18 protein-coding genes are annotated in these 21,600 nt (G+C 66.6%); 4 read left to right on the forward strand and 14 right to left on the reverse strand.

Going from position 1 to position 21,600, the window contains the following annotated elements; all coding sequences use genetic code 11:
- Positions 1-6: 6 nt before the first annotated feature.
- The 12 genes from FLL57_RS10330 to FLL57_RS10385 form a co-directional block, all read right to left on the reverse strand.
- Entirely contained in the window at positions 7-1,029 is a 1,023-nt protein-coding gene (locus FLL57_RS10330) for an ABC transporter permease (RefSeq protein ID WP_013502164.1), read from the reverse strand.
- The gene (locus FLL57_RS10335) at positions 1,026-2,615 is read right to left on the reverse strand and encodes an ABC transporter substrate-binding protein (protein ID WP_013502163.1); all 1,590 of its coding nucleotides are present in this window, start codon (positions 2,613-2,615) and stop codon (positions 1,026-1,028) included. Before FLL57_RS10335 ends, FLL57_RS10330 begins: the two co-directional genes overlap by 4 nt.
- 78 nt (positions 2,616-2,693) lie before the next feature.
- Positions 2,694-4,283: an acetolactate synthase large subunit gene (locus tag FLL57_RS10340; RefSeq protein WP_013502162.1), complete on the reverse strand. Its 1,590-nt coding sequence runs from the start codon at positions 4,281-4,283 to the stop codon at positions 2,694-2,696.
- Positions 4,283-5,581, reverse strand: a complete 1,299-nt coding sequence (locus tag FLL57_RS10345; protein WP_142882844.1) for an ArgE/DapE family deacylase — start codon at positions 5,579-5,581, stop codon at positions 4,283-4,285. Before FLL57_RS10345 ends, FLL57_RS10340 begins: the two co-directional genes overlap by 1 nt.
- Positions 5,582-5,630: 49 nt before the next feature.
- Complete coding sequence (locus FLL57_RS10350; protein WP_142882845.1) at positions 5,631-7,082, reverse strand: NAD-dependent succinate-semialdehyde dehydrogenase; 1,452 nt, start codon at positions 7,080-7,082, stop codon at positions 5,631-5,633.
- A gap of 39 nt (positions 7,083-7,121) precedes the next feature.
- Entirely contained in the window at positions 7,122-8,396 is a 1,275-nt protein-coding gene (gene gabT / locus FLL57_RS10355; RefSeq protein ID WP_013502159.1) for a 4-aminobutyrate--2-oxoglutarate transaminase, read from the reverse strand.
- A 185-nt stretch (positions 8,397-8,581) separates the two neighbouring features.
- On the reverse strand, positions 8,582-9,472 hold the full coding sequence (locus FLL57_RS10360) for a LysR substrate-binding domain-containing protein (RefSeq protein WP_142884198.1): 891 nt from the start codon (positions 9,470-9,472) through the stop codon (positions 8,582-8,584).
- Positions 9,473-9,929: 457 nt separating this feature from the next.
- A complete protein-coding gene (gene cydC, locus FLL57_RS10365) occupies positions 9,930-11,579 on the reverse strand; it encodes a thiol reductant ABC exporter subunit CydC (RefSeq protein WP_047307015.1) in 1,650 nt (549 codons plus the stop codon).
- Entirely contained in the window at positions 11,572-13,296 is a 1,725-nt protein-coding gene (cydD, locus tag FLL57_RS10370) for a thiol reductant ABC exporter subunit CydD (protein WP_142882846.1), read from the reverse strand. Before cydD ends, cydC begins: the two co-directional genes overlap by 8 nt.
- 122 nt (positions 13,297-13,418) lie before the next feature.
- The gene (gene cydX, locus FLL57_RS10375; RefSeq protein WP_013502155.1) at positions 13,419-13,571 is read right to left on the reverse strand and encodes a cytochrome bd-I oxidase subunit CydX; all 153 of its coding nucleotides are present in this window, start codon (positions 13,569-13,571) and stop codon (positions 13,419-13,421) included.
- Between the two features lie 12 nt (positions 13,572-13,583).
- Complete coding sequence (gene cydB, locus FLL57_RS10380; RefSeq protein ID WP_080964115.1) at positions 13,584-14,735, reverse strand: cytochrome d ubiquinol oxidase subunit II; 1,152 nt, start codon at positions 14,733-14,735, stop codon at positions 13,584-13,586.
- A gap of 16 nt (positions 14,736-14,751) precedes the next feature.
- Positions 14,752-16,338 (reverse strand): cytochrome ubiquinol oxidase subunit I, encoded by a 1,587-nt coding sequence (locus tag FLL57_RS10385; protein ID WP_047307021.1) that lies wholly within the window; start codon positions 16,336-16,338, stop codon positions 14,752-14,754.
- A gap of 601 nt (positions 16,339-16,939) precedes the next feature.
- Here FLL57_RS10385 and FLL57_RS10390 point away from each other — a divergent pair.
- The 3 genes from FLL57_RS10390 (at position 16,940) to FLL57_RS10400 (ending at position 19,240) form a co-directional block, all read left to right on the forward strand.
- Positions 16,940-18,247: an NAD(P)/FAD-dependent oxidoreductase gene (locus FLL57_RS10390; protein WP_142882847.1), complete on the forward strand. Its 1,308-nt coding sequence runs from the start codon at positions 16,940-16,942 to the stop codon at positions 18,245-18,247.
- Between the two features lie 11 nt (positions 18,248-18,258).
- A complete protein-coding gene (locus FLL57_RS10395; protein ID WP_013502151.1) occupies positions 18,259-18,633 on the forward strand; it encodes a DUF5368 domain-containing protein in 375 nt (124 codons plus the stop codon).
- A gap of 148 nt (positions 18,634-18,781) precedes the next feature.
- Positions 18,782-19,240 carry a PaaI family thioesterase gene (locus FLL57_RS10400; protein ID WP_142882848.1) on the forward strand — a complete coding sequence of 153 codons (459 nt, stop codon included), beginning with the start codon at positions 18,782-18,784 and terminating at the stop codon, positions 19,238-19,240.
- Positions 19,241-19,323: 83 nt separating this feature from the next.
- Here FLL57_RS10400 and FLL57_RS10405 read toward each other — a convergent pair whose 3' ends face one another.
- Both FLL57_RS10405 and FLL57_RS10410 read right to left on the reverse strand, forming a co-directional pair.
- Positions 19,324-19,998, reverse strand: a complete 675-nt coding sequence (locus FLL57_RS10405; protein WP_013502149.1) for a cytochrome b/b6 domain-containing protein — start codon at positions 19,996-19,998, stop codon at positions 19,324-19,326.
- Between the two features lie 3 nt (positions 19,999-20,001).
- The gene (locus FLL57_RS10410; RefSeq protein WP_013502148.1) at positions 20,002-20,442 is read right to left on the reverse strand and encodes a c-type cytochrome; all 441 of its coding nucleotides are present in this window, start codon (positions 20,440-20,442) and stop codon (positions 20,002-20,004) included.
- Between the two features lie 627 nt (positions 20,443-21,069).
- Here FLL57_RS10410 and FLL57_RS10415 point away from each other — a divergent pair.
- Positions 21,070-21,597 (forward strand): hypothetical protein, encoded by a 528-nt coding sequence (locus FLL57_RS10415; RefSeq protein ID WP_013502146.1) that lies wholly within the window; start codon positions 21,070-21,072, stop codon positions 21,595-21,597.
- The last annotated feature ends 3 nt before the right edge of the window (positions 21,598-21,600 follow it).

A 21,600-nucleotide genomic window follows, 5' to 3' on the forward strand; every position in this document is an offset into this window, starting at 1 on the left:
CTCCGCTCAGGACGCAGCACGCAGGGAGACGCGCGGATCGACGACCCGGTAGATCGCGTCGGTGAGAAGATTGAGCCCGATGACGATCACAGACATCACCAGGAAGATGCCGAGCATCAGCGGATAGTCGCGCTGCAGCACCGCATCGAAGGTCAGGCGGCCGAGACCGGGCCATGCGAATACCGTCTCGATCACCACCGCTCCGCCGACCAGCGTGCCGGCCTGCATGCCGGCCACTGTGACCACCGGCAGCACGGCGTTCCGCAACATGTGCCGGATGATGATCTGGCCGCGCTTCAAGCCCTTGGCCCGCGCCGTCTTGATGAAGTCCTGATGCGCGACATCGATCACCGCCGAGCGCATCAGCCGGGCGTAAATCGCCAGATGCACCGCGCCGAGCGAGATCACAGGCAGGATCAGATGAGCCGCGATGTCGCGAGCCCGCTCCAGCGGCGTCATCTCGACGCCGATCGTGACGTAGCCGAACGCCGGCAGCCAATCGAGCTGGACCGAGAACAGCAGCACCAGCATCAGTCCGAGCCAGAACACCGGCATGGCGTACAGAAACAGCGACACGATGGTCAGCGCGGTGTCGGACCATTTGCCCGCGCGGACGCCGGCCAGCGTGCCGAGCGAAACACCGACCGAGAGCGACAGCAGGAACGCGCTGCAAGTCAGCAATAGAGTCGCCGGCAGACGCTCGGCGATCAGCGACAGTACCGAACGCTGCTGTCGATAGGAGTAGCCCAGATCCAGCGTCACGATCCGCTTCAGATAGATCGCGAGCTGGACCGGATACGGCTTGTCGAGCCCGTACTCTGCACGCAGCCGGGTGAGCATCTCCTCATCGGCCGCTCCGCTCTGCCCGGCCATCACCTGCGCGGGATCACCGGGCGCGGCATGCACCAGCACGAAGTTGAAGGTGGCGATCACCAGCACCACCGCGACGAGGCGGACGGCCCAGCGGACGATCGCCAGAGCGATCGCCACACCGCGGCTGCCGCCGATCGACTGCGCAAGCGCCATCATCCGAACGAGACCGTCCCGAAGGTGTCGTGTACGCCGATCGCGGTGGTAACGACATTCTTCAGCCGCTTGTCCATGAAGTTCGGGTAGTCGATCTCGAGCAGCCAGGCGACCGGCACCTCCTCGACCATGATCTTCTGCAGCGCGCTGTAGTGCTCCTGGCGCTTTTCGTCGGAGGTCGCGACGGCAGCCTCCTCGAACAACCGGTCGACTTCCGGATTGGAATATCCGCAGGTGTTGGAGAACAGGATGCCCTTGCGGATGTTGGACGAGACGTAGCTGCGCGACACGCCGAGCGCCGGATCGCCGAACTGATAGACGGTGGTCGAGGTCATCGAGAAATCCCAGTTACTGAACTTCTCGGCCCAGCCGGCAACGTCGATGCCTTTCAGTTGCAGATCGATGCCGACGCGGGCGAGCGATTGCCGCAGGAACTCGGACGCCCGCTGATGGGTTTCGCCATACGGCGGCACCAGATAGGGAATCGACACGCGCTTGCCGTCGGGGCCCGGCTTCAGCCCCATCTCGTCGAGCAACGCCTTCGCCTTTTCGGGCGAATAGTCGTAGCTCTTGACGTTCTTTTCGTAGAATTTCGTCTTCGACGACACCGGTCCGGTCGCGACCTTGCCGAGACCGAAATAGACGCGGGCGAGCAGCGCCTTGCGGTCGATCGCGTACATCACCGCCTGCCGGAACCGCTTGTCGTTCAGCGGCGCGACCCGGTTGTTGAACTCGAGCCAGGTGTGGGGTGCGAAGAATTCGTAGCCCTTCGTGGTCATCGTCAGGTTCGGCAACTTCGACAGCCGCGGCACCTCGAACAATTCGACGTCGGTCCACTGCGTGAGCTGAACGGTGCCCTGCTCCAGCGCAACCGAGCGCGACGCCGAATCCGGGATCACCCGATAGATGATTTCGTCGAGGACCGGCTCGCCCGGACGATAGTAGCCTTCATGCTTGACCAGATGGACGTGCGAGCCGCGCACCCATTCCTTCAGCTTGAACGGACCGGAACCGATCGCCTTCGCGTTCGCCGGGTTCTTGCGATAGTCGGTTCCCTCGTAAATGTGCTTCGGCACGATCGGCGCCGTCGTGCAATCGAACGCGGTGAGGAACGGCGCGAAGGGAGTCTTCAGTTTGAACACCACCGTGAGCGGATCCGGCGCCTCGGCCTTCTCGACCCGCGAGAAGGTGTTGCGCGCCCGCGCGTGGTTTTCCATCAGGATCTTCATCACCGAGAACACCACGTCTTCCGACGTCAGCGGCGTGCCGTCGTGGAAGGTGATGTTGGGGAACAGCTTGAACGTATAGGTCAGCTTGTCGGGCGACACTTCCCATGACTGCGCCAGGCCCGGCAGCGGCTTGAGATCGAAGTCGTAGCGCAGCAGGCTCTCGTAGATCTTGCCGCCCAGCGTCAGCGTCGGCTGCTGCTGATTGAGCGCGGTGACCAGGATCGGCGGCTCCGGCTGAATGATGGTGTTGAGCGTGCCGCCCCGAGTCTGCCCCGCCGCCCGGGTGATGCCGAGCGGAATGCCGCCGATGCCGGCCGCGCCAGCGAGCAGGCCGAGCTTGGTGAATTCGCGTCTGTTCATGGGATCCCCCGCGTTACGAGAAGTTGAACTGGTCGATCGTTCAGGACGTTGGTGAATGAGGCGAAGGTGGTCCGTGCATCAGACCATCGCCTCGATGAGATACGGACCACGGCGCGCGAGCGCCGCATCGAGCGCACTTGAGAATTCCGACAGCGTGGTGGCGCGGCCGGCATCGACGCCGAGGCCTTGCGACATCTTGGTCCAGTCGAGTTCGGGCTGGTCGAGCTGCAGCATCCGCTGCGCATTTCGGCCCGGTGTCTGCGCCCCGACCTTGCTCATCTCGCCCCACAGCGTGGCGTAGGATCGGTTCGAAAACACGATGGTGACGACGTCGAGGTTTTCCCGGGCGTGGGTCCAGAGACCCTGCACCGTGTACATGCCGCTGCCGTCGGCCTGCAGGTTGATCACCTTGCGGTCCGGGCACGCCACCGCGGCGCCGGCCGCCATCGGAATGCCGATCCCGATCGCGCCGCCGGTTATCTGCAGATAGTCGTGCGGTGCCGCGTCGTAGGAATAGTCGAAGAAACCCGACGAGGTCAGTGCCTCGTCGCAGACGATCGCCTGATCCGGCAGCCGCGCGGCGACCAGCCGGTTCACCATATCCACGGTCAAAGCGGCATTGGGCCCCGCCGTCGGCGCAGGAACGGCAAACGGTGCAATCGCGACCGGCTCGCTCGGTGCATTCACTTCGTCGGCAAGCCATTCCAGCGCCTGCACCAGATCCTGATCGGGCCCGGCGAGTTGGACGATCTCGCAATTCGGCGGAGCCAACCGGCCGGGCCGGTTCGGATAGGCGAAGAACGACACCGGCTCCTTGGCGCCGATCAGCACCACCATGTCGGTGCCGCGCAGCATCTCAAGACCGATCTCGTGGGTCATCGGCAGCTTGGCAATCGGCGCCCGGCCGCGGCCGCGCTCGATCCGGCCATTGGCGCCCTGCGCGTAGATTTCCACCCCGGCGCTGCGCCGAATGTTGTCGGCGATCCGGAGCGGGTGCTCGCGCAGGGCGCCGCCGGAGAGCATCAGCACCACCTTGCGTTTGGTCCGGATCGCAGCGCCGATGCGCACGACCGTCTCCTGCACCACCGGCGTCTGCGGCAGACGTTTGCCGCGCACCGGCGCCGAACGGTAGCTGTGCTCATTCCACGCCATGTCGGCAGGCAGGATCAGTGTCGAAATCCCCGGCGCCATGCTCTGCGACCACGCATCCGCGACGTCCTGGTCGATCCGCACCGGATCGGCGATGCGCTTCACCCAGCGCGACATTGGTCGCGCCAGCGAGTCGATGTCGCTGGTCAGCGGCGCATCGAGCGGCAGATGCTCGACCGCATGGTCGCCGACGATGTTGATCATCGGCGAATGCGCGCGCCGTGCGTTGTGCATATTGGCCAGGCCGTTGGCGAGGCCTGGGCCGAGATGCAGCAGCGTCACCGCCGGCCGGTCGCGCATCCGTGCGTAGCCGTCGGCGGCGCCGGTGACGACGCCCTCGAACAGGCCGAGAATGCACCGCATCCGCGGCTGGCGATCGAGCGCCGCCACGAAATGCATCTCCGACGTGCCGGGGTTGGCGAAGCAAACGTCGACGTCGTGGGCGAGCAATGCGTCGCACAGCCGGTCGGCCCCGGTCATCGATTGTGTGGCGGAGATCGACGCGGCTGCGATCGCCATCACAGCTTCCTCAGCCCGCACCATCCCGCGACGAACAGCGCGATGCTCAGCGTCGTCTTGCGCAGGCTTTCGAGGTCGATGCGTTCGTTGAACGCGTGCGGCCCCTCGCCGTAGGGTCCGTAGCACAGCGCCGGGATGCCGTAGTCGACCGAGTAGTAGCGGGTGTCGTTGACGGCGGTCGACAGCCGCGCATCCAGCGGCGCCTTGAAGGCCGCCTGATGCGCGACGGTGAGCGCCGCTTCGGCGTCACTGCCCGGTTCGCAGACCGCCGGATCGGCCTTGAAGCCGCTCCAGATCAGTTCGGCCGGATTCTCCAACAGAAACGTGTCGCTCGCTTGCGCTTCGGCGAGGCATTGCTCGATGCCGCGCATCGCTTCCTGCGGCGTGTCGCCGGTCAGCAAGCCGAGCCGGCAATCCAGCTCGCACCAAGCGGAGGTGGAGCTCGCCCAATCGCCGCCCTTGATGATGCCGACGTTGAACTTGATCGGGTTCTTGACCTGACCGAACCACGGATCGCGCACCGCCTGGGCGTTGAGCTTCTTGGTGTACTCCTCGAAGGCGCGGATCAGATGCATCGCCGACAGGATGGCGCTGGTACCGGTCTCCGAATAGGCGACGTGCACCGGCGTGCCGCGTACCCGCAGCCGGAACCAGACTGCACCGACCTGCGCGCGAGTCAGGGTGTGGCCGGTCGGCTCCGGAATCAGACAGGCGTCGGCGCGATAGCCGCGCATCAGCGTCGACAGCGCGCCGTTGCCGGTGCTTTCTTCCTCGGTCACGGTCTGGACATGGACGCGCGCATCGGGCGCATAGCCGGCAGTGCGGATCGCATCGAGCGCGAAGATCATCGCCGACACGCCACCCTTCATGTCCTGCGCGCCGCGGCCGATCATCCAGCCGTCGCGCACCGTCGCGGCAAACGGCGGATCGCTCCACAGGTCGACCGGACCTTCCGGCACCACGTCGATATGCCCCTGCAGGATCAGGCTGCGGCCGTTGCCGTCGCAGTCGGCGGTGGCGACGACCTGCATCGACCCGGCCGGATCGATGTCGTCCATCGGCGCGGCCTTGGGATGGCTGGCGATGTCGACGTCTGCGAGACTGAAAGTGTCGATCTTGTAGCCGCGTTCGGCGAACTGCTGCGCCAGCCATTCCTGCTGCGGAGCCTCCTGGCCGCGCAAGCTGCGGAACTGCACCATACGCTGGAGAAACGCGACCTGGTCGTTGAAATTGCGATCGACCGCCGCCCGCAGGCTTTCAGCAATCGCATCCGATTTGGTCAATGTCTCAGTCGCCACGTCTCTGTCTCCCCTGGATCTGATAGTTCTCGTTATGCAGATGGCAGCGTCAGCGATCGAGACCGCCGAGCAGGATGTATTTGGTCTCGACGTATTCCTCGATGCCGTGGCGCGAGCCCTCGCGGCCGAGGCCGGACTGCTTGACGCCGCCGAACGGCACCACGTCGGCGCCGAGCAGCGCCGAGTTGACGCCGACCATGCCGGACTCGAGCGCCTCGGCGACGCGGAACACGCGTCCGAGGTCGCGCGCGTAGAAGTACGCTGCCAACCCGAACGGCGAGTCGTTGGCCTGCGCGATCACGTCGGCTTCGTCGCTGAAGCGATACACCGGCGCGACCGGACCGAAGGTCTCCTCGCGCGTGACGACCATGTCGGCGGTGACGCCGGTGACCACGGTCGGTTCGAAGAACGTGCGCCCGAGCGCGTGGCGCTTGCCGCCGAGCACGATGTTGGCGCCCTTGGCGACTGCATCCGCGAGATGATGCTCGACCTTGGCCACCGCCTCCTTGGTGATCAGCGGCCCCTGGGTGACGCCGTCGTCCAGGCCGTTGCCGACCCGCAATTTGGCGACCTTCGCGGCGAGCTTCTCGACGAAGGCGTCGTAGATCTTGTCCTGCGCGTAGATCCGGTTGGCGCAGACGCAGGTCTGCCCCATGTTGCGAAACTTCGAGGCGATCACGCCGTCGACCGCGGCATCGAGATCGGCGTCGTCGAACACGATGAACGGCGCATTGCCGCCGAGTTCGAGACCGACCTTCTTCACGGTCGAGGCGGCCTGGCGCATCAGGATCTTGCCGACCTCGGTCGAGCCGGTGAAGCTGATCGCCCGCACCGTCGGATGTTCGGTCCACGCCTTGCCGATCGCCGGCGCATCGCCGGTGACGATGTTGAGGACGCCGGCCGGAAAGCCGGCGCGCTGCGCCAGCACGCCGAGCGCGAGCGCCGTGAACGGCGTCTCCGGCGCCGGCTTGATCACCACGGTGCAGCCGGCTGCCAGCGCCGGTGCGACCTTGCGGGTGATCATCGCGGCGGGAAAATTCCACGGCGTGATCGCCGCGACGACGCCGACCGGCTGCCGGATCACCATCGTTCTGGAATCGGCGCGATGGGACGGGATGGTCTCGCCGTAGATGCGGCGCGCCTCCTCGGCATAGAATTCCACGAACGACGCCGCGTAGTCGATCTCGCCCAGGGCTTCCGCCAGCGGCTTGCCCTGTTCCTGAGTCAGCAACCGGGCCAGATCGTCACGGTGGGCGACGATCTGATCGAACCAGCCGCGCAGCATCGCTGCGCGCTCCTTCGCCAGCAGTTTCGACCATTGCCGGAACGCGAGGCCGGCCGCGCGAACCGCTTCCTCGGCCTCGTCGGTGCCGAACCGCGGCACCGCACCGATACGATCCCCGGTCGCGGGGTTGTACACCGCGTCGACGGGCTCGCCACACCACTTGCCGCCGATCAGGCAGCGTTCGGCCAACAGGCCCGGATCACTCGGCATCAGCATGTTCGATCATTCCCGTTCGGCGCAGGCGCGCGCCTCCTTCTAGGCAGCCAGACAGCGTTCCAGGATCGCCAGGCCCTCGTCGACGATCGCGTCGGAGGCTGTCAGCGGCACCAGGATTCGGATCGTGTTGGCAGCCGTGCCGCACGACAGCAGGATCAGGCCGTTCTCGTGCGCGAGCTGTGTCACCCGCTTGGTGGTCTCGGCATCAGGCTCGTTGCCGCCGCGCTGCTTGAGAATGTCGAATGCGACCATCGCGCCCGGCCCGCGTGCCGGCGAGGTCGGCACCAGCGTGTTGGACAGTGCAAAGCGATCGATCGCCGCCCGCAGCCGATCACCGATCTGGTTCGCACGTGCGATCAGATTTTCCTGCTCGAACACGTCCAGCACCGCCAGCGCGGCAGCGCAGGCCAGCGGATTACCCGCATAGGTGCCACCGAGGCCACCGGGTTCGGCGGCATCCATGATCGCGGCGCGGCCGATCACGCCCGACAGCGGCAGACCGCCGGCGAGGCTCTTGGCGACGCAGACGATATCGGCCTGGACGTCGTAGTGCTCCATCGCGAACATCTTGCCGGTGCGGCCGAAGCCGGTCTGCACTTCGTCGGCGATCAGCACGATGCCGTTCTCGTCGCACAGCCTCCGCAAGCCCCGCATCAACTCCGGCGGCGCCTGATGGAAACCGCCTTCGCCCTGCACCGGCTCGATGATGATCGCGGCAACCTGCGAGGCGTCGATATCGGCCTTGAACACGAACGACACGCAACGCAGCGCATCCTCGACCGAGACGTCGCCGCCCGCGGCAGGAAACGGCACGTGCCAGACGCCAGGAAGCGGCGGACCGAGCGCCTTCTTGTAGGGAATGACCTTGCCGGTCATCGCCGACGCGAACGCGGTGCGGCCGTGGAAGCCGCCGGTGAAGGCGATCACGCCGGCGCGCCCGGTCGCTGCGCGCGCGATCTTCACGGCGTTCTCGGTCGCCTCCGCACCGGTGCTGAGCAGGATCGATTTCAGCGGCCCGTTGATCGGCGCCAGTTCGTTCAGCCGCTCGGCGAGCCGGATGTAGCCTTCGTAAGGCGACACCTGAAAGCAAGTATGCGTGAAGCGGTCGAGCTGAGCGCGGATCGCCGCGACGACATGTGGATGGCAATGGCCGGTGTTGAGCACGGCGATGCCGCCGGCAAAATCCACGTAGCGCTTACCCTCGACGTCCCAGATCTCGCTATTCAGCGCTCGCTCTGCAAACACCGGCGTGGCCTGGCTGACACCGCGCACCACAGCCGCCTGCCTGCGCGTCAGCAATTCACTATTCGTCATCAGCTCTCTCCCGAACTGACGACGACGCTAAAGCGACGAGGAGGACAATCAATCAGCTTGTAAGTTCGATCTGGTGACTTCCATGCACCAATCGAAAAATGCTGCACCAATGCGAGCAGGGAGTGGCGCTTTGTTGAGCGAACCGCCCAACCGATGGCCAGACAGCTCTCGGTCGGCCGCGGCGGCTAGATCTCCGTCAGCACGCGCTTCAGCCAATTGCGCAACGCGACGATCTCCGGATCGTCCCACCGTTCTTTCAGAGCAACGAGCTGATAAGTCTCCATATAAACCGACGAAGTAATCACCTCGACGAGCGCGCCCGAGCGCAGATCTTCCTCGACCAGCACATCGTTTCCAAGCGCGACGCCCTGTCCGAGCCGTGCCGCTTCAATCGCCAGATGGGCATGCCACAGCCGCTGACCGCGCAGCGGCGGCAGATCGTCGAGGCCCGCGAGTTCGAACCAGCGCGTCCACTGATCGGTGGATTCTTCGTGAATCAGCGCGATCTTCGACAGGTCGTCGAGACTCCCGATCGCCGGATAGCGGGCCAGATAGGCCGGGCTCGCAACCGGAAACACCCGCGGACGCACGAGGATCTCGGCCATCAGCGGCCCGCGGGCGTCGATTATGTCGGCATAGACGATCTCGGCATCGGCCTCGCCGCGCGCCAGATCCGGATGCGTCAAGGTCGGCTGCAGATTCACTTCCCAGTTGCGCGGCGGACCGGTCAGTTCGGGAAGCCTGGACAGCAGCAGCCGATTGGCGATGCCGGGAATGCACCAGATGTTCAATGTCGGCAGTGACGACGGACGCGCGCTCGTGGTGGCGCGGGCGATGATGTCGAATGCCTGCGCGATCTGGGTATGAAAGCTCAGCCCGGCTTCGGTCAGCATCACCCCGCGGCCCTCCCCGCGCACCAGGGCCACGCCGAGGGATTTCTGCAGGTTCTGCAAGTGCCGCGACACGACGGTATGGCTGACCGCCAGCTCATCGCCCGCGGCGCGAACGCTACCGGTGCGGCCGACCGCTTCGAAGGCGCGCAAGGCGATCAGCGACGGCAAACGACGGCGCATCATGAGCCTCGCATCGCCCGGGCCACGTAACGACGCATACGCATTTTTGACTTGTTGCCTCCACGCTCTCGTCGCGACCGGGTCATCCCCGATCGAAATTTCGAACTGCCGACGAAAAAACTCATCCCTCTTGTCGCACGCCGACGCAACCGTCACAAACGCCGGACCTACCCGTCGCCGCGGAGGAGCAGTGTCTCGCCACACGATTCGCTCAAATTTGAACAGTGCGGACGGTGCATGAGGCGGACGGGCGGAGAATCCGAACTGGATACGGCAAACCCGCGATCCTCGACAATTTTAGCGAAACGGTGCGGCACGACCGAGCCGCTTCCGGTTTGTGGACATCAGCCGACGCCGCGCGCTGTCTGCAATCACGACACGTTAAAATTGCGTGCAGCGTCTCCCGATCACGCTGCAATCGATCCTGCGCGACTGTCGGCCCCTCGTACTGCCGCTGGCTTCACCTAACGAGGTCGGGCACCGCTCCGGGATGTGGCGAGACATTTCGATGCGAGACGATCAGCAGGCTGCGCCCGCCGCGCAGCCGTTGCACGCCTCGCATCACGTCCGCTGCGGTCGCGTTGTCGAGGCCTTCGGTCGGCTCGTCCAGGATCAGGATGCGGGCATCGGTGCGCAGCAGGCCGCGCGCGATTGACAGTCGCCGCACCTCGCCGCCCGACAATCTGGCGCCCCCCTCGCCGACGTAGGTCTGAAGCTGATCGGGCATCCGCGCCACCGCCTGCTTCAGCCCGGCGCCGTCGAGTGCCGCCCACAGCTCGGCGTCGCTCGCATCCGGCGCGAAGCTGCGCAGATTGTCGGCGATGGTCGCGGCGAAGATGTGCGGCTGCTGCGGCACCAGCGCGATCACCGACCGCAGATCGGCCAGCGCCAGCCGGCGGATCGGCACGCCGCCGAGCCGGATCTCGCCGGCATCGGGATCGCGGACACGCACCAACAGATCGATCAGCGTCGACTTGCCGCTACCGCTCGGACCGTCGAGCCGCCGCTCGCCGCCCTGCGGCAGGACGACATCGGCGGCGCGCAGCGCAGGCGTGGTGCGTCCCGGAAAGGTCAGCGACACCTTGTCGGCGACCAGATCGTACGCTTGCGGCAGCGGCGCCGGCTGCGCCGGTTCGTCGACCAGCGGCGCGCGGTCCCACAGCGCGAACAACCGCCGCAATGACACCAGGGTCGCGCCCAGCCCAGCCGCCGCGACGGGGAGCGGCGCGAACGCTTCGAACGACGCCAGTACCAGTAGCAGGACCAAGGTGAGGTCGGGGCCGCTGAGCGCCGCGCTGCCGAGCGCCGAGCTACCCACGCCGAGCACGGCGATCACCGCGGCATCGGACGCGGCGCCGAGGCCGATCGCGCCGAGCGCGCTACGCGCCGCGATCGTCCGCTCGGCGGCGATCCGCCGCGCCAGCAATCCGTCCAGCGCGTCGATACGGCGGCGATCGTCGCCGGTGACCAGCAGCGTCGCCAGCCCGTCGAGATGTTCGGTGGTGCGGCGGCGCAGCGTCGCGGCCAGCACCGCGTCGCGATCGGCGGCCTTGCGTGTGGCGCGCACCACCAGCGCCGGGCCGATCAGCCCGCCGGCCGCCAGGATCGCCGCGAGCCCCCACGCCAGCGCGCTCTGGCCGAGCCAGACGACGGCGCCGACCACGACGCCAGCCACCACGATCGCGACCACCGCCGGCGCGGCCAGCCGCAGGAACACGATCTCCAGCCGGTCGATGTCGAGCTTCAGCCGCGCCGCCACCTCACCCGAGCGCAGATCGGCGAGACCGCCGGGCGCGATCTCAGCCAGCCGCGCGAACAGCGCGACGCGGGTCGATGCCAGCAGCGCGAAGGTCGCCTCGTGGCTGACGACGCGGTCGAGCCAGCGGCCGCCGGTGCGGACGATCGCGGCGAAGCGGATGATCGCCGACGGCGTGAAGTAGTTCATGGTCACACCGGCAGCGCCGGCGACCGCCATCGCGGTGACGAACCAGCCGGCCGTCGCCATCAGCGCCAGATTGGCGAAGGTGGTGAGCAGCGAGATCGCGAGCGCACCGAACAGCAGCGGCAGCGAGCCGCGCCACAACCGGACCAGACGGATCAGGTCACGCATCGGAGCGCTCCGCATCGGATCGGTCGCGCGCGCCTTCGAGGATCTGCGCGGGCCTGCCCTGCGCGGCGACGCGGCCGCGCTCGATCACCACCACACGGTCGGCGGCCGCGATGGTCTCGCGCCGGTGCGCGATCGTCAGCACGGTGCGTCCTTCGCGCAGCCGCGCCAGCCCCTGCATCACCACGCGCTGCGCTTCGGCGTCGAGATGCGCGGTCGGCTCGTCGAACAGCAGCAGCGGCCCGGCGGCGTAGATCGCGCGCGCCAGCGCCAGCCGCTGCGCCTCGCCGCCGGACAGATTGGCGCCGCGCTCGGCCAACGGGGTCGCGGCGCCGTCCGGCAGCCGGTCGACCCACGCCGCGGCGTCCGCGGCGCGCAGCGCCTCGCGCAGCGCTGTATCATCGGTCGTGGCCGCGCGGCCCATCACCACATTGTCGGCGATCGAGCCCTCGAAAAACTGCGGCGTCTGCGCCATCGCCACCAGCGCCCGTCGCCACTCCGCCGGATCGATTTCGGACAGCGGCACGCCGTCGATCAGCACCCGGCCGCCGCTCGGCTCGACGAACCGCAGCAGCAGCGCCAGCACCTTGCTCTTGCCGGCGCCGGACGGGCCGACCAGCGCGACGTGTTCGCCGGCGGCGATGTCGAGGCTGAAGCCGTCGAGCGCAACGCGGCCGTCGGCATGGACGACGCGCACGTCGTCGAACCGGATCGCCGGCGGCGCCGCCGCAACGTAACGCCGGCCGGCCGCGGGCGGCGTGTCGAGCAGCGGCGCCAGCTTGTCGAGCGCGGCCAGCGCTTCCAGCCTGGCGTGGCGGCGCGCGCCGATGTCGCGCAGCGGCGCGAAGAACTCCGGCGCCAGCAGCAGCACGAACAGCCCGGTGGCGAAATCCATCTCGCCCCACAGCAGCCGGAAGCCGACCGCGATCGCCACGCCGGCGATTGCCGCGGTCGCGACGAATTCCACAACCAGCGCCGACAGGAAGGCGATCCGCAGCACCGCCATGGTCTCGCGGCCGTAGCGCTCGGCGGCGGCTTTCACCGCGGCGACGGCGCGGTCCGCGGTTCCTGCGAGCTTGCGTTCGGGCAGGCCGCGGATTTGATCGAGCAGATGACTGCCGAGCCGCGCGAGCCCGGCCCAGCGCTCGCCGCTCGCCCGCTCGGCACCCTGCCCGGCCAGGATCGAGAACCACACCAGCAGCGGCAGCGCGACGAGCAGGATGCCCGCCGCCAAAAGATCGCGCCACGCCACGATCGCCAGCACCGCGACCGGGACCACCGCGGCGCGCACGATCGCCGGCTGCCACGCGCGCCACAGCGGCGCCACCGCGTCGAGCGAGTCCGTCAGCAACGCCACCAGTTCTCCCGGCGGATGCTCTCCGAGCCGCACCGGGCCGAGCGCCGACACTCGCTCCAGCGCCCGCCGAAACAGATGCCGCCTCACCTTGGCGGAAGCCTCGAACGCCGCCCGCTCGGTGAGCCACGCCGCCGCGGCACGGAGCAATGCGACGCCGGCGAGCAGAGCCAGCAGCGGCATGATCGCCGGCAGCGCCGCATGGCCGAACACCAAACGGTCGACCGCGATCGCGATCAGTTGCGCCGTCGCCACCGCCAGCACGCCGCCGACCGCGGCAGCGAACGTCGCAATGCGGGCGTGGCATCCGGCGACCACGCGGAGCGAACGCAGTAGCGCGGCGGACGGGGCGGAACGTGCAGTCACGGTGACGGCGCCTCGGTGCGAAAACCCAGTCAGTGAAACCTGGTCAGCGAAACCTGATCATAAGGCGCGAGGCCGGCGCGTCGATCGCACCGGCCTCGTCCGGATGTCACGCCTTTCGGCTGCTAAACGACGCGGTCGGGGATCTGCGAGCCGTCGGGTTGGTCGTGGGTCGGCACCGCGACCATCAGACCGTCCTGAAACTCGTACCACATCACGTTGATGACGGCGATCGCCGCAGCGGCGGTGACGCCGAGAATCCAGGCGAAGTACCACATGGTCGATCTCCTTCAGTAGGCCGAATGGGCGCGGGCTTCGATCTCGCCGGCGGTGACCCTGCCCCACATGTTGGCGTAGCACCACACGGTGTAGGCGAGCACGATCGGCAGGAAGATCACCACCGCCCAGAACATCACCGTCAGGGTCAGTTCGCTCGATGCCGCATCCCAGATCGTCAGGCTCGATCGCGGATCGATGCTCGACGGCATGATGAACGGGAACATCGACAGCCCGGCGGTGCCGATGATGCCGACCATCCCGAACGCGCTGGTGACGAAGGCGAGGCCCGGCCGATGCACGGCCGACAGCAGCATGGTGAGCAGCGGCGCGATCAGGCCGATCGCCGGAACGATCATCGCCAGCGGCTGCTTGGCGTAGATATCGAGCCAGGCGCCGGGCGCGCGCACCACTTCCTTGGTGAGCGGGTTCGATGCCGCGCTGTGCGCCGCCTCCTTGACGATGCGATAGCCGTCGATGCCGAGCCACAGCCAGACCCCGGCCAGCGCGAACGCCACCGCCACGATCGGTGACAGCAGCAGCACGGCCTTGCGGGCGCGATCGGCGACCGCATCGGAGGCGCGAAGCTGCAGCCAGACCCCGCCGTGCGCGGCGAGCATCGCCAGGCTGATCACGCCGGCGAGCAGCGCGAACGGGTTGAGCAGCGGCAGCAGCGCCGTCAGCAGCGAGCCCTGATAATGGGCGCGCAGCAGGTCGTCGAGCCGGAACGGCACGCCCTGCAAGAGATTGCCGAAGGCGACGCCGAAGATCAGCGCCGGGATGGTGCCGCCGGCGAACAGTCCCCAGTCCCAGGCGTTGCGCCAGGTCGGGTTCTCGATCTTGGAGCGATAGTCGAAGCCGACCGGCCGGAAGAACAGCGCGAACAGCACCAGCAGCATTGCCATGTAGAAGCCGGAGAACGCGGCGGCGTAGACCGCGGGCCAGGCGGCGAAGATCGCGCCGCCGGCGGTGATGAACCAGACCTGGTTGCCGTCCCAATGCGGGCCGACCGAGTTGATGGCGATGCGGCGTTCGACGTCCTTGCGGGCGACGAACGGCAGCAAGGTGCCCACCCCCATGTCCATGCCGTCGGTGATGGCGAAGCCCATCAGCAGCAGGCCGACGAAGATCCACCAGACGAATTTGAGAGTCTCGTAGTCGAGCATGATGATCTCCTCCGGCTCACACCACAGCCGCGGCGGACTTGGCAGCGGTCTTGGCGTCGGCCTCGAAGTGATAGCGTCCGGTACCGAGCGAACTCGGACCGAGCCGGGCGAATTTGAACATCAGGAACAACTCGATCACCAGCAGCAGCGTGTAGAAGGCGAGGAAGCCGGTCAGCGAGAAGATCAGGTCGCCCGAGGTCAGGCTCGATGTTGCCAGGAAGGTCGGCAGCACTTCGCCGATCGCCCATGGCTGCCGGCCGAACTCGGCCACGAACCAACCGGCTTCGGATGCCAGCCACGGCGCCGGGATCAGCAGCACCGTGAACCACAGGAACCAGCGCCTGCGTTCGAGGCTCTTGTTGGCATTGAACCAGAAGCCCGCCGCGAAGGTGAACAGCATCACGAAGCCGAGGCCGACCATGATGCGGAACGCCCAGAACAGCGGCCAAACCGTCGGAATGGTCGAGGCCGCGGCAGCCTTGATCTGCTCCGGCGTGGCGTTGGCCGGGTCTTCGACGAACTGCTTCAGCAGCAGGCCGAAGCCGAGATCCTTGACGTGGGCGTCGAAGGTCTTGCGGGTCTCCGGCGAGGTATCACCGGCGCGGATCTTGGTCATCGCCGCATAGGCGATCTGCCCGGATTCGATCCGCGCCAGATGCTCGCGTTCGAGATCGGCGAGCCCCTTGACCGGCTTGTCGATCGACCGCGTCGCGATCAGACCGAGCACCGCGGGAATCTTGACAGCGTCGGCGATCGCCTGGCCGGTCTGGCTCGGGAAGCCGAACAGCGTGAACGCCGCCGGTGCCTTCTCGGTGTGCCATTCGCCCTCGATTGCGGCCAGCTTGACCTTCTGCACGTCGCCGAGGGTGTAGCCGCTCTCGTCACCAAGCACGATCACCGACAGCGACGACGCCAGGCCGAATCCGACCGCGACCGCGAACGAACGGCGCGCGAACGCGAGATCCCGCCCCTTCAGGATGTACCAGGCCGAGATGCCCATCACGAACACCGAGGCGGTGACGTAACCCGCCGCCACGGTGTGAACGAACTTCACCTGCGCCACCGGATTGAGGAACACCTCGGCGAAGCTGGTCATCTCCATCCGCATCGTCTCCGGCGAGAACACCGAGCCGACCGGGTTCTGCATCCAGCCGTTGGCGATCAGGATCCACAGCGCCGACAGGTTCGATCCGATCGCAGTGAGAAACGTCACCGCCAGATGCTTGCGTTTCGAAAGCCGGTCCCAGCCGAGGAAGAACAGGCCGATGAAGGTCGATTCCAGGAAGAACGCCATCAGGCCTTCGATCGCCAGCGGCGCGCCGAACACGTCGCCGACATAGTGCGAGTAGTACGACCAGTTGGTTCCGAACTCGAACTCCATGGTCAGGCCGGTGGTGACACCGAGGGCGAAGTTGATGCCGAACAACTTGCCCCAGAACTTGGTCATGTCCTTGTAGATCTCCTTGCCGGTCATCACGTAGACCGTCTCCATGATGACCAGGAGCCAGGAGAGTCCGAGCGTCAGCGGCACGAACAGGAAATGATAGAGCGCGGTCGCGGCGAACTGCCAGCGCGACAGTTCTACGAATGTTGAGTCCACCATGATGGCCGACATCCTTCCGAGGAGTGAAGCCGATCCGCCGCAGGCGGCGGCTCCGTAGCGATGCGGTGAGATTGAGCATGCGAGGCTTCGCATGCAGCCGACAGGGAGGTGTCCAGAAACATGACGGCGAAGTCCCGATCACGATCGGGCCCCCTGTTGCAGAGATGCCGCCGATGGCCGATCGGGCGATGGCTTGGTCGAGCGGCGCTGCTGCGACAGAATGTCAGAGGCATTCGAATCGCTCGGTGACTTCGTCACAGGACTCGGCATTCGCCGACCTCGGAGCGCGTCCACTCCGTACTGATACGGAGGAGTCCGACGCGCGATTGTTGGTGCTTTGCAAATCATACATCCTGCGCGCGCAAGCGACCGCCGCTCGTGTCACGGCCCGGTGTTGAAAGTGACATCGTCACTGTGCGCGCGGCCGTGGCGGCCCAATAGTGACAGCGTTGCTGGTGGCAGAGCTGCGCCGAATCTTGCGCAGGTGGACATTCAAAGGTGACGCGCGAAGCACCTGTCCGACCGTTTCCCGGAGTCTGTTCGCCAGACAGCACGTCGTTTCGAAAATGATCGCCGGAAAACGGCGCAAGGGGGGGTTGGCATGGCTTCGGACGCATTCATCTCACGACGGCACTTCATGGGCATCGTCTCGGGGGCGCTCGCCGCCGGCGCCGCTGGTTCGGCGGCGGCGCAGACGATCGCCACAAAGGCGCGCATCGTGATCATCGGTGCCGGCGCGGCCGGTACCGCGATCGCCAACCGGCTGGCGATGCGGCTGGAACAGGCCAGCATCGTGATCATCGACGGCCGGCGCGACCACATCTACCAACCCGGCCTGTCGCTGGTGGCGGCAGGGCTGCGCCCGGCCTCCTACGTGGTGTCCCGCACCCGGGACTGGCTGCAGCCGGGCGTCAAGCTGATCGAAGAGCCGGCGGTAGCGATCGATCCGGTGGCCAAGACGGTCGCGACCGCCGCGCGCAACACCGTGCCGTACGACTATCTGATCGTCGCACCGGGGCTGGTGCTGGATCACGCGGCGATCGAAGGCTTCTCGCTCGATCTGGTCGGCAGCAACGGCGTCGGCGCGCTGTATGCCGGCCCCGAATATGCAGCGCGGACCTGGGCGGCCGCATCGCGCTTCGCCGAGACCGGCGGCACCGGACTGTTCACCCGGCCCGCAACCGAAATGAAATGCGCCGGCGCGCCGCTCAAGCACACCTTCCTGATCGACGACATCGCCAGCCGCAAGGTCGGCGCCGGCCGCTACAAGATCACCTATGCGGCACATGCAGACTCGCTGTTCAGCGTGCCGATCGTCTCCGAAAAGGTGCGGATGCTGTTCGAGGAGCGCGGTATCAATGCCGTGTACAGCCGCGTCTTGAAGGCGATCGATCCGGGGCGCCGGATCGCCACCTTCCAGACCCCCAAGGGCACCGAGGAGCTCGGCTACGATTACATCCACGTGATTCCGCCGCAGCGCGCTCCGGCCCTGATCCGGCAATCCGACCTGTCGTGGGCCGACAAATGGACCGACCAGGGTTGGGTCGAGGTCGATCAGTACACGCTGCGCCACCGCCGCTATCCGGACATCTTCGCGCTCGGCGACGTCGCCGGCGTTCCGAAGGGCAAGACCGCGGCCTCGGTCAAATGGCAGGTCCCGGTGGTCGAGGATCATCTGGTCGCGGCGATCCAGGGCAAGGAAGGCACCGAGCGCTTCAACGGCTACACCTCCTGCCCGCTGATGACCCGGGTCGGCCGCGCGATGCTGATCGAGTTCGACTACCGCAACAATCTGGCGCCGTCGTTCCCCGGCCTGATCGCGCCGCTCGAAGAGCTGTGGATCAGTTGGCTGATGAAGGAGGTCGCGCTGCGTCCCACCTACTACGCGATGTTGCGCGGCAAGGCCTGAGGAGAACCGCCATGAAGCAACTGACGTTCGAGACTCTGATCGCGGTGTTCGAAGAGCTGTACGGACCGGCGCTGTTCTGGACCCTGGTCGGGGTCGCCGCGGTGATCACGGCCGGCTATCTCTACGTGCTGATCCGCGACCACAAGATGTCGATGCGGCGCTTCCTGTGGGCGCAACTGTCGATGCCGTTCGGCGCGATCGCGGCGGTACTGTTCGTGCAGGCGGTCACCCATTCCGACTTCCGCGATCTCGGCGGGCCGGTCGACTGGATCGTCATGCTGGCGGTCGCGGTGCTGGGCGCCGGAGGCTCGGCGATCCTGGTGTACACGCTGCAGTCGCTGCTGCGGACCAGCCCGTTCGTGATCCGGCGCAGATCCAGCCTGTAGCCGCCCGGTCGCGGGCGTCGGGCGGGACGCGACAGCATCTCCGGTTCTGCGACAAACCAGAACCGGAGCTCCGGTCGTTTATTTTCACACGCCCCTCTCGCGAACCGGTTTCCACCTTGATCGAAGATGCTGTAGCCGGAAACTGTCCATGGATGCCTTTCAAGACCACTACCCCGAGAACGTCTCGCACTGCTTCGGCTGCGGACGGCTCAACGGCTACGGCCACCAGATCAAGACCCGCTGGGACGGCGACGAGAGCGTGACGCGGTTCATGCCCGAGCCGTATCACACCGCCGTACCCGGCTTCGTCTATGGCGGGCTGATCGCTTCGCTGGTCGATTGTCACAGCACCGGGACCGCAGCCGCCGCGATGTACCGGCACGAGGGCCGCGACATGGACAGCCTGCCGGAATTCCGTTTCGTCACCGGCTCTCTGCACGTCGATTATCTCAAGCCGACGCCGCTGGTCGAACTCGAGCTGCGCGGCCGCGTCGTCGAGATCAAGGGACGCAAGGTGGTGGTGGAGACCTCGGTGATCGCCGCCGGTCAGGAAACCGCGCGCGGCCGCGTGGTCGCGGTGCAGATGCCGGAGAGCTTCCGGTCATAGTCCACCCAACGCAAAAGCTCCGGCCCTGAATTGATCAGAGCCGGAGCTTCAAGCTTGGGTCGGCGATGCCGGGCCGGCGCCGGCTACAGCAGCCGGCCGGCCATGATGTAAAGCGGCGCCAGCACGATGAACGCCGCAACGAGGAGGCAGGCGAACGCCCTGCCCCACGGTCCCGGTTCGGCCGCCTGCATGTCGGCATAGCTGTCGACAGGCTTTCGGCCGGTGATCATCGCCTGGATCAGCGGTTCACGACTGAACAGCGCGTAGATCACGTTGGCGGCGACGTGCACCACCACGAAGATCTCGATCGCGGTGAAGATCCGCCGGTGCCAGAGCGTGGCGCTCTCGACGGCGGCATCGGAGACCGTCTTGGCGAGCGGCCCGTCGATGATCAGACGATCTTCGTCACCGGAAAACAGGCCACTGGTGGCCATCGCCAGCACCAGCGCCAGCAGCGCCACCACCATCCAGCCGCCGAGCGGGTTGTGACCGAGAAACTTCTTCTTGTCGGCGATGTAGGCCATCACCTTGCCGGGCATCGCCACGAAGCTGCCGAACCGCGCCGTCGACCCGCCGACGAAGCCCCACAGGATCCGGAACACGATCAGCACCAGTGCGGCGTAGCCGTTGAGCTTGTGCCAGGCGGGGAAGCCCCCGCCATATCTGTTGCTGATCCAGCCGTCGACGACGACGAGGACGAGCGCCCACTTGAAGACGCGCGTGGGCCCGTCCCAGGCGACGACGCTCGCTTCCTTCATCCGTCAGCTCTTCTTGGCGCGGAAATCGTCGTGGCACGACTTGCAGGTGCCGAACACGCTGCCCATGCTCGCCTTGAGCGAGGCTTCGTCCTTGACGCTGCCCTGAGCCGCCGTGGCAGCCGCCGCCAGCTTGGCGAACAGATCGTCGAACTTCGCCTTGTCGTCCCAGATCTTCGGAAGCGCAGCGGTGTCTCCGCCTGTCTTGGAATCCGCAGGGAAAAGCGCAGGCAGTTTCTTCGCATCATCCGCGATCGACGCCAGCGATTTCTGCACCACCGCTTGGTCGAACTTGGCCTCGCCCTTCATCATCGCGGCGATCGGCTTGGTCGAGTCGCCCATCTGCTTCAGCATCGCCTTGCGCTGCGCGATCACATCGGTCTGCGCAACCGCGACGCCGCTGACCAGGACAGCCAGACCAGCAATAGTAACGATTCTCAATTTCATCTCTTCAGATCCTTTCCCGATCATTCGGATCGTCGCGGATCGCCGCGACGACGACAGCATCACCCATGCGGGTGCGTCATTTCCATGGCCGCGAACGTCCAGGATCAAAGACTCGCACACACAACCTGACACTGCAGTGACAACGTCACAGACGAGGACGAGCCATCACGTGATTCGCCACCCCGGCTCGTTTCCATATCGCTGCGCCGACACAGCCGCAAACCGCCGACGTCAGCCGACCGCAACGACCGCCACAGGATCGCCCCCCGAGTCCGGACGCGCGCTGGCGTCAGCCGAGACACATTGTCCCGCCTGCCTTCGTCGAGCCCGCGCCGGCCACAATCCGATGCCGCTCAAATGATACACGGTACGGTGACGGACGGCCGGACGCCGGCTCGCAGAGTGGTCACCCGTCACGGGGTCGCGCTTCTCCGTCTTGCTACTCAGTCCGACTTTCCAGCGATTCTAAAATTCACGGAGAAGCCTGTCGGGCGAGACGGTTACGCCGAACGCCGGCGTCTGCTGCACGCGTTGCGCGAGGGTATGAAATTGCTGCCCCCTCGCGTTGTTGGTAGGCGGGACCGGCATCCCGTCCTCCCTGGTTCGTCAGGCAAAACCGGCTCCGACATGATCAATGCTATCGAGTTAGTCCCCTCACTGACCGTCGGGGGCGAGGAAGACCTCATTGACATCCGCTTCGACGCGGTCGCGGCGTATCACGGCCATTCGGCCCTCGCGATGCTCGCGGTGACGTTTCAGGCGCTGCGCCTGATGCTGCCGGCGCTGTCGCCCGAGCGACCGCCGCTTCGCACCGATCTCATCGTCGTCAGCGGCCATCCCGGCCCCGGCGTGCGCGACGCCTTCGAATTCGTCACCCGCGCAGTGACCCGCGGAGTCTACACCGTCGACCGCGCGCTGCCGCATGCGCGGCTGTGTCCGGGCGTCGACATGTCCTATAGCTGGCGGCTCTCGGCGGGCGACCGCAGCGTCGGCGCCGCCCTGCGCGCCGGCGTGGTGCCGGAGCGGTTCTTCGAACTGATCGCCCGCGGCGGCGCCCGCAGCGACGCAGAGAACGTCGAGCTGTCGGCACTGAAGCGACGTGTTGCCGACGACGTGCTGGCCGCGGCGCCGGACACGCTGTTCGACCGGCTGTGATCC

Source organism: Rhodopseudomonas palustris, from assembly GCF_007005445.1.
Classification (GTDB): Bacteria; Pseudomonadota; Alphaproteobacteria; order Rhizobiales; family Xanthobacteraceae; genus Rhodopseudomonas; species Rhodopseudomonas palustris_G.